Here is a 15,161-nt window from a genome sequence, read left to right on the forward strand (position 1 = left end):
ATAGTGGAGACAAGCATGCGCATTCTTCTACATCGGGCCGACGGCGTTACCGAGCCGTGGGTTCGCGATTTCGCCAGCGTGCTGCCGCAAGCCGAGGTGGTGGTCTGGCAGGAAGGCGTGCCGTGCGCGCCTTGCGATTACGCGGTTCTGTGGTCGCCGCCGCCGGCGCTGCTCGACCAGTTGGCGAAGGTCAAGGCGATTTTCCTGACCGGTGCCGGCGTGGACGCCATTCTCAAGTTCGGCGACGCGCTGCCGCCGGTGCCGATCATCCGCCTGGGCGACGCCGGCATGGCGCTCCAGATGGCCGAATACGTGGCGCACGCGGTGCTGCGCTACTACCGCCGTTTCGACGAATACGAACGCCAGGCGCGACGTGGCTTGTGGGCGCCGCTGCCGCAGTTCGACAAGGCGCAGTTCACGATTGGCGTGATGGGCATGGGGATGCTGGGGCGGCGCGTGCTCGACTCGCTGGCGCAGTTCGGTTTTCCGCTGCGCGGATGGAGCCGCGGCCACAAGGAGATCGATGGCGTCACCTGCTTTGCCGGCGAAGACGGCCTTGATGAATTCTTGCGCGGCACGCGGGTGCTGGTGTGCATGCTGCCGCTCACGCCCGACACCACCAACCTGCTGGCGCGCGCCAACCTGTCCAAGCTGCCCGAAGGGGCGTTTGTGGTCAATGTGGCGCGCGGCGCGCATCTGGCCGAGCCGGATTTGCTGACCTTGATCAAGTCGGGCCATATCGCCGGCGCCACGCTCGATGTGTTCCGCAACGAGCCGCTGCCGGGGCCGCATCCGTTCTGGGATGAGCCGCGCATTACGATCACGCCGCATATCTCGGCCCTGACCTTGCGCAGCGAAAGCGTGGCGCAGATCGCCGGCAAGATCGGCGCGCTCGAACGCGGCGAAGCCGTGGCCGACGTGGTCGACCGCGCACGCGGGTATTAACCGCGCATGTACCAATATTCGAACAAGGAATCGTCATGAACACCCTGCCACAACAAGTCAAGATCGTCGAAGTGGGGCCGCGCGACGGCCTGCAAAACGAAAAAGAGTCGGTGCCCGCCGCCGTCAAGATCGAGCTGGTCGACCGCCTCTCGCGCGCCGGCTTTGCGAATATCGAAGCGGCGTCGTTCGTGTCGCCCAAGTGGGTACCGCAGATGGCGACCAGCACCGAGGTGATGGCCGGGATCACGCGCCGCGCGGGCGCCGTTTATTCGGCCCTCACGCCCAACATGCAGGGTTTTGACGCGGCGCTGGCGTCCAGGGCTGACGAAGTGGTGATTTTCGGATCGGCGTCGGAGGCGTTCTCGCAAAAGAACATCAACTGCTCGATCGCCGAGTCGATTGCGCGCTTCGAGAGCGTGGCCAGGGCGGCCAAGGAACACGGCCTGCGCCTGCGTGGCAGCATCAGCTGCGCGTTCGGCTGTCCGTACCAGGGCGAGGTGTCGCTCGACGCCGTGGCCGACGTGGTGGGCCGCATGCGCGAGCTGGGATGCGACGAGATCGACATCGCCGACACGATTGGGGTCTCGACCGCGCGCAAGACGCAGGCGGTGATGCTGCGCGCCGCCCAGGAGTTTCACCTGGACCGGATTTCCGGGCACTTCCATGATACGTACGGGCAGGCGCTGGCCAATATCTACGCCAGTCTGGAAGTGGGCGTGTCGATCTTTCATTCGTCGGTGTCGGGGCTGGGCGGCTGCCCGTATGCCAAGGGCGCGACCGGGAATGTGGCGACCGAGGATGTGCTGTATCTGATGCAGGGGTTGGGGATTGAAACCGGGATCGATCTCGATATGGTGGTCGATGCGGGGCAGTTCATTGCGCAGCACCTGGGACGCAAGGGGTCGAGTCGTGCGGGCAATGCGATTGCGGCGAAGCGCGCGGGCTGATTCGCATATTTGGAGCCCGTAACGTTCTAGCCGTCATTCCCGCGCAGGCGGGAATCCAAGGCACCGCCGCTTAGCAAAGATGCCTTGGATTCCCGCCTGCGCGGGAATGACGGTTTTGAGGGTGCAGGCAAACAGCTTGAGACAACAGCGTTACGGTCTCTGGTGGCCAATGAACTCGCGCAGGAAGGCGATGAACATCCCCACCCTGGCCGGCAGATGGCGCGTGTTCGGGTAGACCGCGTACACGCCCTGTTCCGGCAACGCATACGCGGGCAGTAGCCGCAGCAAACGACCCGCGGCAACGTCCTCCCTCACCAGCCACTCCGGCAAAATCGCCACGCCCGCACCGGCCAGCGCAAAGCTGCGCATGCCGGCCGCGTTATCGGTGACGATGCGCTGCCGTGAATGCGTGGTGGCGACGATCTCGCCGCTGGCCGTGTGCGTCCAGCTTAACGGCCCTTCAAAACGCGCGTGGAAGATGCCCTCAAACGCTTGCAGCTGCTGCGGCGTCTCGGGCGCCCCGTGGCGCGCCACATACGCGACACTGGCGACCGGCAGGGTGGCAAAGCGCTCCATCAGCGCCGCGCGATAGGTCGAGTCGCGCAGGCTGCCCAAACGCAGCGCCAGGTCGAACCGGTCCGACACCAGATCGGCCAATCCCGGCGACGCCGAAAAATCCACCTTCAAACCCGCGTGCTCGCGCGCGAACGCGGCCAGCGCCGGCACCACCATGTGCGCGCCGTATTCGGCGGTCGAGGTCACGCGCAAAGTCCCCGTCAGCGCCGCGTGGCTGCTGCGCGCCGCGTCGATGGCCGCTTCGGCTTGCGAGAGCACCTGCACGCAGCTGTCGAAGAAGCGCTGGCCCGCATCGGTGAGCGCGGTGCGGCGCGTGGTGCGCGTCAGCAGCGACACGCCAAGCTCGCCTTCAAGCTGCTTCAGGTTGAAGCTCAGCATGGCCTTGGTGACGTCCAGCCTGGCTGCGGCCTTGGTGAACGAGCCGGTCTCGACGATGGCGACAAACATTTGCAGACGGTTCAGGTTCAGCATAAACGGGGGATCGATTGTCAATGCAATTTGACAGTGTATTACGGTTGCCGCTGTTTTTCTTCGCAGGCAGCACTCCTATAATGACTTATCAATCATGCAAAGGAGACCGCCATGCCCCATCCCGTCATCAATCTCGACCAGTTGACGCCGCAAGACATGCCGCCGCAGTACGCGCCCACTGGCGCAGCCGCAGAACGGTTCGCGCCGCGTATCGCGATGATTGGCGAACTGATCGGCATGCGCGCACTGGGCTGCAACCTGACGGTGCTCTCGCCCGGCAAGCGCGCTTTCCCTTTTCATAACCACCGGGTGAACGAAGAGGTGTTCATCGTTGTCCAAGGGTGTGGAACGATCAGGATCGGCGCCGCCAGCTATCCGCTGCGGCAGGGCGATATTGTTGCCTGTCCGGCCGGCGGGCAGGAAACGGCACATCAGATTATCAATACAGGGGAGGGGGAGTTGCGCTATCTCGCGCTGAGCACGAACCAGTCGCCGGAAGTGGTGGAATTTCCCGATTCCGGGAAGTATGCGACACTGCTGCAGGGTGCGGGCGGCGGTGCAAACACCTTGCCACAACGGACAGTAGGCCACATTGGCCAATCGGTCGACTACTGGGAAGGAGAATGATGTTGCTGGAAGAGATGCTGCCGGGGGAGTATGACAGGCTGATGAGGTGTTCTTCATCAGCCTGCATATCAATTCATGGTCGGAGTACAAGGATTCGAACCTTGGACCCCCTGGTCCCAAACCAGGTGCGCTACCGGGCTGCGCCACACTCCGAGGACAAGAATCATAGCGGAGGGAATACACTTGGTCAAGGGTCGGTATGATTTTTTCGCATTTTTCTTCGAAATAGATGAATTTTTACGCATCCGCCCCCAGTCCAACCATCAATGACCGCGTTTTGCTGCGGATTGGCGCCGGCATCGCGGTGTCGGTCGCCTTGCATGGGCTGCTGCTGTTCGCGTACCGGCAAGGGCTGACGCCGCCGTGGCGGGAAGATGCCGGCCAGCCCCGCGAGGCGTTGATGGTGACCTTGCGCGCGCGGCCCGCACCGGCGCCCGAGGTTCTACCTGAGCCGGCGCCGAAGGCTCAGCCTGAGGCCAAACCGAAGCCAGCATTAAAACCGAAGCAGGCAGTAAACACGGAAAGGAAGAAAACCGCGAAAGCGGAACCGGCAACAGCGTTGCCAACGGCAAGTGCCCGGCCAGCGCCAGCGCCAGCGGAGAGTATCGCGGCGCCCGATGTGATTGCCTTGCCGGAGACGCAAGCGCATGCGCCGGAAGCGTTCACGGCGGCGGCGCCGTCGGGCACGCCGCAGTTCGATCCGGATGCGGCGCGCAAGTTTGCGCGCGAGATCGCCACCAAGCCGGACCCGGCCCGCGCCGGCATGGCGGTGGCGCAGATTCCGCCCAAGCCGTATGCCACCGAAACCAAGGCGGCCCGCGTGATCGCCCAGGCCAAGCGGTCTCACTGCAAAGATGGGATTCCGGGCGGATTGCTCGCTCCGCTCATCCTCCTGCTCGACAAGAAGGATAGCGGGTGCAAGTGGTAGAAAAAGACCGGGCCTGCGTTGTACAGGTCCCGGTCACGACTGCTTATTTCAGGCGCAGCTTCAGTTCTTGCGACGCCTGCTCGAGTGCGCTGCGGGTGGCCGGCAAGGTGGCCAGGGCGTTGAGCAGGCCGAAGTCGTGGATCATGCCGTTGTAGCGCACGCTTTTCACGTCCACGCCTGCCGCGTCGAGTTTGCGGGCATAGGCTTCGCCTTCATCGCGCAGCACGTCGAATTCGGCGGTCTGGATGAGGGTTGGTGGCAAGCCTTGCAGTTGCGCGTTGCTCGCTTGCAGGGGCGAAGCGTAGATTTCTTTACGGGCGCCGGCATCCCTGGTGTAGCTGTCCCAGAACCAGACCATCAGGTCGCGGGTCAAAAAGTGCCCGTTGGCGAACTGCTTGTACGACGGCGTATCGAAGTTGGCGTCGGTCACCGGCCACATCAGCACCTGGGCGCGCAGCTTGGGTGCGCCCTGGTCCTTGGCGATCAGGCTGACCACCGCCGCCATGTTGCCGCCCACGCTGTTGCCGGCCACCGCCAGGCGCTTGGCGTCGACGTTGATGGCGTCGCCATGCTCGGCCACCCAGCGGGTTGCCGCATACGCCTGCTTGACCGCCACCCCGTAGCCCGCTTCCGGCGACGGCGTGTAGTTGACGAACACCGCCGCCGCGCCGGAACCGGCGACCAGGTCGCGCACCAGGCGTTCGTGGGTCGGATAGTCGCCCAGCACCCAGCCGCCGCCATGGAAAAACATGAAGGCCGGGATCTTGCCCTTGGCCCCTGCCGGGCGCACGATGGTCAGCTTGACCGGCTTGCCGTCCAAGGTGACGGTTTTTTCGCTCACATCGGCCGGCGCCAGCGCCACCTTGCTGCCCGCCTGCGCACCGACCAGCACGGCCCGCGCCTCTTGCGGCGTCATCTGCTCGAGCGGCTTGCCGCCTTCGATCGCTTTCAAAAATTGCGCGGTGTTGCGTTCGACGCCGGGCAGGCTGGCCGCGTGAACGGTCGAGAGGGAGGCGGCGAGCAGGGTCAGGGCGAGAGCGGATTTCATGATGTTCCTTTTAGTTGATGTCTATTAAGTAGCGAGCTATATATTGCTTCGGCTTACTTGGCCTGCGCCGCGTCTTCGATCAGGCGGGCAACGGCGGCCGGGTTGGAGGTCATCACGACGTGCGAAGCGCCTTTGATTTCAACGGTTTTGCGCGACTTGGCGCGTTCGGCCATGAAGCCCAGGGCGGCGGCCGGGATGTTCTTGTCGCCGGTGCCGTAGATGAAGTACGACGGCAGGTTTTTCCAGGCGGGTGCACCGGACGCTTCGGTCAGGGCGGCTTCGGCAATCGGGCGCTGCGCTATCGCCATCAGCTGGGCGTCGGCTTTCGGCACGTCGGCGGCGAACTGCTGGTGGAACTTGTCTTGCTGGATGTAGAAATCCTTGCCGCCGCCAGCGATGGACACAGGCTCGGCCAAGGCCTGGCCCAGGGTGCCGCCGGGGAAGCGGCCGGACAGCTCTAACGCCGTTTCACCCTGGTCCGGAGCGAACGCGGCCACGTAGACCAGGCTTTTCACGTTCGGGTTGCCGTTGGCGGCGGTCGAGATCACCGCGCCGCCGTAGGAGTGACCGACCAGCACCACCGGGCCCTTGACGGACTTGACGATATCGGACACCACCGCCGCATCGCCCTTGACGCTGCGCAGCGGGTTGGCGGCGCCGATTACGCTGTAGCCGTCGGCGCGCAGTTTCGAGGCAACGCCGTTCCAGCTGCCGGCGTCGGCAAAGGCGCCGTGCACCAGGATCACGGTCGGCTTGACGGCGGCGACCGTGCTTGGGGCGGCCATGGCGGGAGCGGCGGCTGCTGCGCTGATCGACAGGGCGAGGGCGATGGTGTTGATGGCTTTCATGGTGGTTCCTTTTAAGAGATTAAGTTAGCTTACTATTATATAGCGCACTATATTTTTATTCGACCGGGGCAGGCGGTACTTGCCCACCCCGTGCATTACGTGTTTTTGTTCAAGTTACTGCGCAGTTCATCGAGCTGCTGCTTCAAGCTGACGACCTGGTCCAACCCGCAAGCAAAGGTGCACAACATTTGCGAAGGAAACTTCTTCGCTTCTTCCCGCAACAGGCTGCCTGCTTCGGTCAGCGAGATGATGACCTGGCGTTCATCGCTGGCGGCGCGGATGCGGGTCAGCAGTTCAGCCTGTTCCATCCGCTTGAGCAGGGGAGTCAGGGTTGCCGAGTCCAGGGACAGACGCTCGCCAATTTCCGACACCGTCAACTCGTTCTGTTCCCACAGCACCATCAACACCAGGTACTGCGAGTACGTCAGCCCGAGCTTGCGCAGCAACTTGCGGTACAGCTTGCTCATCGCCAGGGAAGTCGAGTACAGCGAGAAGCACAACTGGCCATCAAGCCGGGGAACGTCGTTATTCGGTGTTTGTTTGTCGTCCATGTGAAGCAGTATATGTAGCGCACTATCAAATAGCAAGCTATTTTTAAACTCTGTTGATTGCCGCATTCTCGCCCGCCGTCCGTACGCGGCGCCGCTCCGCGCCAGCCGCCGGGCATAGTCCCCCGATACGACTTGCACGGCCGGTGGTGCGAAGCAGCCCGCGTCCCGCTTGGACAATGGCGATGGCGCGAAAGTGCGATTGATGCAGATCAGTCCTGCTGACCCTTGATTTCCAGCGCGCGGTCGTACAGGGCATTCTTCTTGCGCCCGGTAATTTGCGCGGTCAGGTTGGCGGCCTGCTTGACCGAACATTCAGCCAGCAGGATATGCAGGATGCGCTCGGCCTCGGCCTCTTCGGCATCGCCCTCGGCCTGGGCGCCTTCGAGCAGCACCACGTACTCGCCCTTTTCGCGGTGCGGATCGGCCTTGACCCAGGCCAGCGCCTCGGACAAAGGGCAACGGTGGATTTCTTCGAACAGCTTGGTCAACTCGCGCGCGAACACCACCTGGCGCGCCGGCTCGAACACGCCGGCCAGCGCTTCCACGCAGTCCAGGATGCGGTGCGGCGCTTCGTAGAACACCATGGTGGCGCCGACCGTCAGCAGTTTTTGCAGGGCGGTTTCGCGCTGCTTTGCCTTGGCCGGCAAAAAACCCACAAAATAGAATTGATCGTTGACCAGCCCGCTGGCCGAGAGCGCCGTCACCGCCGCCGAGGCGCCCGGCAGCGGCACCACGCGCAGGCCGGCGGCGCGCACGGCGTCGACAATGCGCGCGCCCGGGTCGGATACGCCCGGCGTGCCGGCGTCCGACACCAGCGCGATGCGCTCGCCGGCCTGCAGGCGCGCAATCAGCTTGTCGGCCACTTCGCGTTCGTTGTGCTGGTGCGCGGCGATCATCGGGCGCGACAGGCCGAAGCGGGTCAGCAGATTACCGGTGTTACGGGTGTCTTCGCAAGCGACCGCGTCGACCAGCGAGAGCACGTGCAAAGCGCGCACGGTAATGTCGGTGACGTTGCCAATGGGAGTAGCCACGATATACAGGGTTGCTGTAGGATAGGACTGATGCACGGCCTCGCCAATGACGGGAAGCTGGGCGATCGAACTGGTCTGGAATTCTGTCATTTGGGAGTGGTAATGCTGATTAAAAGTCTGAAGGGCCTGTTCGCCGTTAGCGCGCTCACGATGTTGAGTGCCTGCAGCACGCCCTGCGACAGGCCGGGGGGATTGTGCGCGCCTATCGAGCCAAACACAAGTGTCGCACCGGCCCAGCCGCGCGCGCCCGAGATCGTCGCGCCGGTCATCCCTGAAGCCGAGGTCGAGACCATGCCGGTCGATGCGCCGCCGGGCGCCGTGGCCGACCATCCGCGCGCGGCCGCCGCGCCCGACAACAAAGCGGCCACCCGCATCGGCCTGCTGCTGCCGACCCGCTCCGACGCGCTCGGCCCGCCGGCTGGCGCGCTGCGCGCCGGTTTCATGGCCGCTTACGAGCGCGACCGCACCGGTTTCGAAGTGAACCTGATCGAAACCGGCGACAGCCCGCAAGACGTGCTGGCCGCCTACACCACGGCGCTGGCGCAGAACGATATCGTGGTCGGCCCGCTGGCGCGCTCGGCGGTGAGCGCGATCGCCGGCGCCGGCGTGGCCGTCAGCAAGCCGACCATCGCCCTGAATCATCCGGACGGACGCGGCACGGGCGGCGCGCTGCCGCACAATCTGCTGGTGATCGGCCTGTCGATCGAAGACGAAGCGCGCCAGGTGGCGCAGTGGGCCGCGAGCGAGCATCCAGGCGCGCGCGCGCTGGTCGTATCCGGCGCGAATACCTGGCAGCGCCGTATCGCCAGCGCGTTTGCAGCCCAGTGGAAGCAGCTGGGCAACGAGTCGCAGACCCTGGAACTGTCCGCCTCGAACGGTTACCTGAGCGAATCGGGCATCGCCCAGCTGAGAAACCGGGTCGATGCCGAACAGCCGACCCTGCTATTTACCGCGCTCGACGCCGACCAGCTGCGCCAGGTGCGCGCCTCGATCGGCACCAACGTGCCGGCCTACGGCACCTCGTCGGTCAATCCGGGCACCGAACCGGGCATGGCGCTGGCCGAGCTCGACGGCGTGCGCCTGCTCGACCTGCCGTGGGAAGTGCAGCCCGACCATCCGGCCGTGATGGTGTATCCGCGCTGGAACGCCAGCCGCCGCACGCTCGACCTCGACCGCCTGTATGCGCTCGGCATCGATGCCTTCCGGGTGGCGCGCGAAATCACCCTGCACCCGGGCGCGCCGTTCACCATGGATGGCGTGACCGGACGGTTGTCGGTCAGCTTCGGCGACGGCCCGGCGCGCTTCGAGCGGGTGCAGCCGACCGCGGTCTACCAGGGCGGCAGCTTCAAGCCGTCGGGCGGCGTGCAGTAATATGTGGCCGGCCCGGCTGAGCGGCAAGCAGCGCCAGGGCCAGCTGTGGGAACAGAAAGCACTCGACTATCTGCAAGGCCAGGGCTTGCGCCTGGTCGAGGCCAACTACCGCTGCCGGGGCGGCGAAATCGACCTGATTTTGCGCCACGGCGAGGAACTGGTGTTCGTCGAAGTGCGCCAGCGCGCCAGCGCCAGCCACGGCGGCGCGGCCGCCAGCATCACCCCCGCCAAGATCGGCCGCATGGTGCGCGCGGCCCAGACCTACCTGCTGCGCTTTCCTCACACGCCGCCGTGCCGCTTCGACGTGCTCGCCATCGACGGCGAGCGCATGGAGTGGCTGCGCAACGCAATTCAGTTATAAGCGAGCGCCAGGGCGATTTTCATCGTACTTCTCCGGGTTGGCTATCTGCTGCACTATAATCCTCCACTATGAATACTCAACGCATCCTCGCCCACTTCCACGAAAGCGCCGAACTCAAGATTCAGGCGGCTTCTGCCCTGGCTCAACCCATCTCGCAAGCGATCGAACTGATGTTCTTCGCCTTGTCGAACGGCAACAAGATTCTTGCTTGCGGTAATGGCGGTTCGGCCGCCGACTGCCAGCACTTTGCGGCCGAGCTGGTGGGCCGTTTCGAGCGCGAGCGCTTTCCGCTGCCGGCGATGTCGCTGACCACCGATACCTCGATCATGACGGCGGTGGGCAACGATTACAGCTACCGCGAGATTTTCTCGAAGCAGGTGCAAGCCTTCGGCCAGGCCGGCGACGTGCTGCTGGCCATTTCCACCTCGGGCAATTCGGCCAACGTGATTGCCGCGGTCGAAGCGGCGCTCGAGCGTGAAATGCGCGTCGTGGCGCTGACCGGCAAGGATGGCGGCGCGCTCGGCAAGTTGCTGACCGACGCCGACGTGCATATCTGCGTGCCGCACACGCGCACCGCGCGCATCCAGGAAGTGCACCTGGTAACCATACACTGCATTTGCGACGGTATCGACGTCGCCTTGTTCGGAGGAGATGTGAATGAATGATCCATTACGTGCGATGCGCCCGCTGGCCAAGGCCATCGTCGCAGTTGCCCTGCTGGGCAGCCTGCAGGGCTGCATCGGGCTGTTCGTGGGCGGCGCCGTGGCCGGCGCGGTGGCCACGGCCGACCGCCGCACGCTCGGCGCGCAAGCCGACGACAAGGCCATTGCGCTCAAGGCCGACATGCGCTTGCCGAAAATTACCGGTGAAGACGTGCATATCAATGTCAACAGCTTCAACCGCAAGGTGCTGCTGACCGGCGAAGTGCGTGACGAAGCCATGAAGGCGGCGGTCGAGCGCGAAGTGGCCAACATCGATGGCGTGGCGATCGTGATCAACGAACTCGACATCGCTTCGCCCGCCACCTATACCTCGCGTTCGAGCGATTCGCTGATCACCACCAAGGTCAAGGCCAGCCTGGTGGACATGCAGACCATTTCGGCGACCTCGTTCAAGGTCATCACCGAGCGCGGCACCGTGTTCCTGATGGGCCGCGTGACCCAGCGCGAAGGCCAGGTCGCCGCCGATGTGGCGCGTGGCGTGTCGGGCGTGAAAAAAGTCGTCAAAGTGCTGGAATACATCAGCGACGACGAGCTCAAGGCGATTTCGCCACGGTCTTCGTCGGTCCAGTTGTAGTCGTCTTGGCTGGTCGCTTGTAAGTACTTGGCCGCGCGGGCAGCGTTTTTGCAGCGCGGCTATAATGATTTTCTGTTCCATTCCCGCTTCCACAGTCATGTCCACCCAGACTCCACCCCGTACTTCCTGGCTCAAACCGGCGCTTATCGGCGCGGCGGTGGTGGCCATTGCCGCCATCGGCTATTCCTCGCTGGCGCGCAGCACGCCCGCGCCGGACGTGACCTTCATCGATATCAAGGGCCAGAAAATCAGCTCGCAAAGCTTGCGCGGCAAGGTGGTCATGGTCAATTTCTGGGCAACCTCGTGCGCAACCTGCGTCAAGGAAATGCCGCAGATGGTCGATACGTACAACAAGTTCAAGGGCCAGGGCATGGAGTTCGTGGCGGTGGCCATGAAGTACGACGCGCCCAATTACGTGCTCAATTATGCCGAGACCAACCGCCTGCCGTTTACCGTGGCGCTCGATAGCGCCGGCGATATTGCCAAGGCCTTCGGGGATGTGACGTTAACGCCGACCACGTTCTTGATCGACAAGGATGGCAAGATCATCAAGCGCTATGTGGGGGAGCCGGATTTTCCGGCCTTGCATAAGTTGCTGGAAAAAACCATCGCGGGCTGAATGCTCAAAATTAGTTACTGTACGAAACGGCGTTAAGCTCGAAACCGTCGTTCCCGCGTAGGCGGGAACCTCATTTTGTAGAGCCGTCAGCGGCTTTGAAACAAACTTGGGTTCCCGCCTACGCGGGAACGACGGTTTGGAGGTTAGCGTTCAAAACCCCGTCTGCACCGACAAATACGCGCCGCGCTGGCGCTGGGGGTTGAACACCGTAATCTCCCCCAGCACCGCGTACGCGGCCGTCACCGACACATGCTTGCTGGGGAACCAGGCCACGAACACGTCGTAATACGCCTTTTCATTGTCCACCCCCAGATTGTGCGGCTTGCGGCGGTATTCCACGCCGGCCACCAGTTGGCGGTCCACCAGGTACGCGGCCGACACTTCCAGCATCGCCTTGCAGGAATCGCCCCTGTCGCCGCCAAACCCCAGTAAACCCATCTGATTGGCCCTGGTCGCGCGCACGGTAGCGTTCAAGAGCAAACTCTGATGCAACAGCAGCTTGGTCGCGGCCACGTAGAGATCGGTGCCGCTGTCATCCTTCGCGCCCAGTTGCGTGACCCTGGTCACGCCCAGCGCCCCCAGCCCGCCCACGCCCTTGTTGCGCTTGTACATCGCGCCGACGGCGATCTGCGGCATCAAGCTATCTTGCCCGTACACGGCGTCGCCCGCCACTTTCACTTTTACGCCAAGAATATCCTGCTTGATGCTCAGCTGGTTCAGCGGCGCCAGGCTGCCCTTGAAATGCTGCTGCGCCAGCGACAGTTCGACCCGGTCGGCCAGCCCCAGCGCCACCCCGGCCGTGTCCAGCGTGTAATCCTGGGTGCGCACGCCGGTGTAGTGCGCGTTCGCGCCCCAGCTGTCGCGGCTGCCATAGCCGGTAATCAGCGCCCACGGGGTCAGGCCGCCGCCGCCGGCGCCTTCGAGCTGGCTGACGCCGCCCGTCGCAGTGAGCTTGCCCAGGTCGGGCCGGCCCTGTCCGTACGCCGCACCGGCCGTCAAACTTGCCGCCAAGAACAAGCTACCCACGCGCGTGATCTGCATATTGTCTCCCGATGAAGGTGTTGCACGAACCAACTCAGCCGTCTCCACAATACTGCGTACGCAAACGGCGCGCGATTGGATTCAACTATTTTGCTTTGTTTCGCAAATATGTTTGTTGTAATCCGATATGCCTTTGGGATAACCTCACCGGGCACTCCGCGCCACGCCGCGGCCACCCGAACCCACTGTCAAGGCGCTCAGTGTCCATCGACGTCAACCCGCTCGACCCGCAGCAACTACGCACCTGGCTCCTGGCAGCCGGCAAACGCGATGGCGGCGCCTTCCGTTCCCTCTACGATGCAACTTCACCGAAACTGTTTGGCTTCGCGCTGCGTATATTGCACAAGCGCGAGCTCGCTGAAGAGGTTTTGCAAGAGAGCTATGTCGCCATCTGGAACAATGCCGCCAACTACCAGAGTCATCTCGCAGCGCCGATGACCTGGATGGCGACCATTGTCCGCAACAAGGCGTTCGACCACCTCCGGCGCAGCGACGTCTCGGTTGAAATCGATGCGGAACAGTTTGATAGTGAAGTCATGAATGCTCTACAGGATCCGCAAGCGACGCCGATCGAGGCGTTGCAGATGAGTGGCGATGCGAAAGCGCTGGCGTGGTGCATGTCCGCGCTCGAAGGCATGCATCGCCAGGTTGTCGCGCTGGCCTATTACCACGACCTGTCGCACAGCGAAGTGGCCGAGCAGATGAAACTACCAGTCGGAACCGTCAAAACCTGGATCAGGCGCAGTCTTGAAAAACTGCGCACCTGCCTCGCGAAACGGGAGCGAACATGAACATCCGACATAACATTGTCCTGCGCCAGAAACTGGCGGCGGAATACGTGCTGGGTACGCTCAGGGGCGGCGCGCGGCGCCGTTTCGAAGGCTGGCTGCACCAGGACGCCGACTTGCGCAATATCACCGCGCAGTGGCAGCAGCGCCTGGCGCCCATGGCCGAGTTTGCCGGTGATGTGAGGCCGCCGAAAAGCGTGTGGCGCGGCATCGAACGGCGTCTGGACCTCAAGCCGAAAAAGACCGGCGGCTGGCGCTTCTGGCAGAGCGACAACCTGGCGTTCTGGCGCAACCTGGGGATGGTGTCGACCGCCATGGCGGCCCTGCTGCTGGTGGTGGTAGTAAGCTACCGTCCGGTCGATGCGCCGGTCATTTCGTACGTGGCCACCTTGAGCGACGACAAGGCCCAGCCCGCCATGGTGCTGACCGCCGACCGCAAGCACCACGCCCTCGATGCGCGGGTGGTGGGCGGCGCGCCGGTCGCGGCCGACAAGAGCCTGCATCTGTGGGCGGTGCCGAAGTCGGGCAAGCCGCGTTCGCTGGGGGTATTGGCTGACAACAAGGGCCGCTTCACCTTGACGGACAATGCCATCAGCGACGATGTGGCGGTGCTGGCGGTGACCCTGGAGCCGAAGGGGGGCTCGCCCGATCCGAATGGACCGACCGGGCCGATTGTGTACAAGGGCAATTGGGTGAGCTTGTAGTATCGGCACTGTCGGTTCCGCCATTGGCGGAACCGACTCCCCGCCTCGATGCGGGGACGACGCGTGCCTGGCCGATCCTACTTCGTCACAATATCCTTCTGCATCGGCGCCAGCCTGGCCACCAGCTTGTTCTGCACCGCCGGCGCCACGCCGTTCTTGTCCATGGCCGCCTGCAAGTCCTCGGCCAGCGCGTTGAACTGGGCGTTGGTGATGTTCAAGCCATCGTGGATATCCTTCATGTCCTTGCCCTTGTACTTGCACGGGCCGCCGGAGAGCTCGCAAAACTGCTCTTCCAGCCGCATCGACAAGTTCTTCAGGTCGGTATCCTTGAACGATTCCTTGATGCGCGCGTCGGCCATGATCATCGGCACGAACGTGTCCACGATCTTCTTGATCCCGCCCTGCCCGCCCAGCCCCTGGTAAGTGCTGTCGCCGGTGGCGGGACCGTGGACGCAGCCGCCGGCCAGCGCCAGCGTGCCGATGCAAAAAAGCCGGGTCACCGTTTTCATGCTTTCTCCAATCATGGTTAACCGCCAATCAAACTTGGCACCGAATCGCGCCTAGCAGCCTGTCGGACTTGGGATCGTCGGCTGCAAAAATACCTGGGACGGCCCATATTTCGTCGCTTTCTCGGCCAATAGCTCGCTATTGGCACTGCGAAATCGTCAAAATCTGGCCTCGCCCAGCTATTTTTTCGCTTCGACTCCCCAAGTCCGACAGGCTGCTAGTCTTACTGTGTCACAAATTGAATTATATGCGTATACTGTTGAACTGTCTATATAACTGCAGGAGACGGGAATGACAAATTTGGCTGATCTGGATGTTTATCTTGAGCGCCTGTGCGACGCAGTGGGCCATATGGATCGCAGGACAAGTCTGAAGGACTACTGTCAAGGGCTGATGCTGCCGATCGCGCGTAAGAGCGTCGAGCCGCTGGCGGCGCACATCAAGCCGACGCAAGTACGCGCCAAACACCAGTCCCTTCACCATTTCGTGGCGAAATCGGCGT

General features: G+C 63.4%; 19 protein-coding genes and 1 tRNA gene. 12 read left to right on the top strand and 8 right to left on the bottom strand.

Features of this window, described 5'->3' with window-relative positions; genetic code table 11:
• Positions 1-15: 15 nt before the first annotated feature.
• A complete protein-coding gene (locus F2P46_RS04995) occupies positions 16-945 on the top strand; it encodes a glyoxylate/hydroxypyruvate reductase A (RefSeq protein WP_166885786.1) in 930 nt (309 codons plus the stop codon).
• Between the two features lie 35 nt (positions 946-980).
• The gene (locus F2P46_RS05000) at positions 981-1,892 is read left to right on the top strand and encodes a hydroxymethylglutaryl-CoA lyase (RefSeq protein WP_166885788.1); all 912 of its coding nucleotides are present in this window, start codon (positions 981-983) and stop codon (positions 1,890-1,892) included.
• Positions 1,893-2,042: 150 nt separating this feature from the next.
• Here the strand turns inward: F2P46_RS05000 and F2P46_RS05005 are convergent, their stop codons facing one another.
• Positions 2,043-2,939 (bottom strand): LysR family transcriptional regulator, encoded by an 897-nt coding sequence (locus F2P46_RS05005; RefSeq protein ID WP_166885790.1) that lies wholly within the window; start codon positions 2,937-2,939, stop codon positions 2,043-2,045.
• A 111-nt stretch (positions 2,940-3,050) separates the two neighbouring features.
• Here F2P46_RS05005 and F2P46_RS05010 point away from each other — a divergent pair, with 111 nt between their 5' ends.
• Positions 3,051-3,566, top strand: coding sequence for a cupin domain-containing protein (locus tag F2P46_RS05010; protein WP_166885791.1), 516 nt, complete (start codon positions 3,051-3,053; stop codon positions 3,564-3,566).
• Positions 3,567-3,642: 76 nt separating this feature from the next.
• On the opposite strand, the gene F2P46_RS05015 is transcribed toward F2P46_RS05010, so the two are convergent.
• Positions 3,643-3,719 (bottom strand) — tRNA-Pro (locus tag F2P46_RS05015).
• 76 nt (positions 3,720-3,795) lie between these two features.
• Here F2P46_RS05015 and F2P46_RS05020 point away from each other — a divergent pair.
• On the top strand, positions 3,796-4,494 hold the full coding sequence (locus F2P46_RS05020) for a hypothetical protein (RefSeq protein WP_166885794.1): 699 nt from the start codon (positions 3,796-3,798) through the stop codon (positions 4,492-4,494).
• Between the two features lie 43 nt (positions 4,495-4,537).
• Here F2P46_RS05020 and F2P46_RS05025 read toward each other — a convergent pair whose 3' ends face one another.
• The 4 genes from F2P46_RS05025 to rsmI form a co-directional block, all read right to left on the bottom strand.
• Entirely contained in the window at positions 4,538-5,542 is a 1,005-nt protein-coding gene (locus F2P46_RS05025; protein WP_166885796.1) for an alpha/beta hydrolase, read from the bottom strand.
• 53 nt (positions 5,543-5,595) lie between these two features.
• Positions 5,596-6,390 carry an alpha/beta fold hydrolase gene (locus tag F2P46_RS05030; RefSeq protein WP_166885798.1) on the bottom strand — a complete coding sequence of 265 codons (795 nt, stop codon included), beginning with the start codon at positions 6,388-6,390 and terminating at the stop codon, positions 5,596-5,598.
• A gap of 95 nt (positions 6,391-6,485) precedes the next feature.
• Complete coding sequence (locus tag F2P46_RS05035; RefSeq protein ID WP_166885800.1) at positions 6,486-6,941, bottom strand: MarR family transcriptional regulator; 456 nt, start codon at positions 6,939-6,941, stop codon at positions 6,486-6,488.
• Positions 6,942-7,150: 209 nt separating this feature from the next.
• Positions 7,151-8,062 (bottom strand): 16S rRNA (cytidine(1402)-2'-O)-methyltransferase, encoded by a 912-nt coding sequence (gene rsmI, locus F2P46_RS05040; protein WP_166885802.1) that lies wholly within the window; start codon positions 8,060-8,062, stop codon positions 7,151-7,153.
• A 12-nt stretch (positions 8,063-8,074) separates the two neighbouring features.
• Here rsmI and F2P46_RS05045 point away from each other — a divergent pair, with 12 nt between their 5' ends.
• From F2P46_RS05045 to F2P46_RS05065, 5 genes are all read left to right on the top strand, one after another.
• Positions 8,075-9,343, top strand: coding sequence for a penicillin-binding protein activator (locus F2P46_RS05045; RefSeq protein ID WP_166885804.1), 1,269 nt, complete (start codon positions 8,075-8,077; stop codon positions 9,341-9,343).
• Between the two features lies 1 nt (position 9,344).
• Entirely contained in the window at positions 9,345-9,704 is a 360-nt protein-coding gene (locus tag F2P46_RS05050; protein WP_166885806.1) for a YraN family protein, read from the top strand.
• 68 nt (positions 9,705-9,772) lie between these two features.
• The gene (locus F2P46_RS05055) at positions 9,773-10,369 is read left to right on the top strand and encodes a phosphoheptose isomerase (protein ID WP_166885808.1); all 597 of its coding nucleotides are present in this window, start codon (positions 9,773-9,775) and stop codon (positions 10,367-10,369) included.
• Positions 10,362-11,000, top strand: coding sequence for a BON domain-containing protein (locus tag F2P46_RS05060; RefSeq protein ID WP_166885810.1), 639 nt, complete (start codon positions 10,362-10,364; stop codon positions 10,998-11,000). Before F2P46_RS05055 ends, F2P46_RS05060 begins: the two co-directional genes overlap by 8 nt.
• Before the next feature lie 97 nt (positions 11,001-11,097).
• Complete coding sequence (locus tag F2P46_RS05065) at positions 11,098-11,619, top strand: peroxiredoxin (RefSeq protein ID WP_166885812.1); 522 nt, start codon at positions 11,098-11,100, stop codon at positions 11,617-11,619.
• Between the two features lie 150 nt (positions 11,620-11,769).
• On the opposite strand, the gene F2P46_RS05070 is transcribed toward F2P46_RS05065, so the two are convergent.
• On the bottom strand, positions 11,770-12,660 hold the full coding sequence (locus F2P46_RS05070) for a DUF3034 family protein (RefSeq protein ID WP_166885814.1): 891 nt from the start codon (positions 12,658-12,660) through the stop codon (positions 11,770-11,772).
• A gap of 206 nt (positions 12,661-12,866) precedes the next feature.
• On the opposite strand from F2P46_RS05070, the gene F2P46_RS05075 reads away from it, so the two are divergent.
• Entirely contained in the window at positions 12,867-13,451 is a 585-nt protein-coding gene (locus F2P46_RS05075; RefSeq protein ID WP_166885855.1) for a sigma-70 family RNA polymerase sigma factor, read from the top strand.
• On the top strand, positions 13,448-14,152 hold the full coding sequence (locus tag F2P46_RS05080; protein ID WP_166885816.1) for an anti-sigma factor: 705 nt from the start codon (positions 13,448-13,450) through the stop codon (positions 14,150-14,152). Before F2P46_RS05075 ends, F2P46_RS05080 begins: the two co-directional genes overlap by 4 nt.
• A 77-nt stretch (positions 14,153-14,229) precedes the next feature.
• Here F2P46_RS05080 and F2P46_RS05085 read toward each other — a convergent pair whose 3' ends face one another.
• Positions 14,230-14,661, bottom strand: a complete 432-nt coding sequence (locus F2P46_RS05085) for a group 1 truncated hemoglobin (protein WP_166885817.1) — start codon at positions 14,659-14,661, stop codon at positions 14,230-14,232.
• Positions 14,662-14,950: 289 nt separating this feature from the next.
• Here F2P46_RS05085 and F2P46_RS05090 point away from each other — a divergent pair.
• A partial coding sequence (locus F2P46_RS05090; RefSeq protein WP_166885819.1) for a transposase occupies positions 14,951-15,161 on the top strand: 211 nt, incomplete at its 3' end.

Source organism: Massilia sp. CCM 8734, from assembly GCF_011682155.1.
Classification (GTDB): Bacteria; Pseudomonadota; Gammaproteobacteria; order Burkholderiales; family Burkholderiaceae_D; genus Telluria_A; species Telluria_A rubra.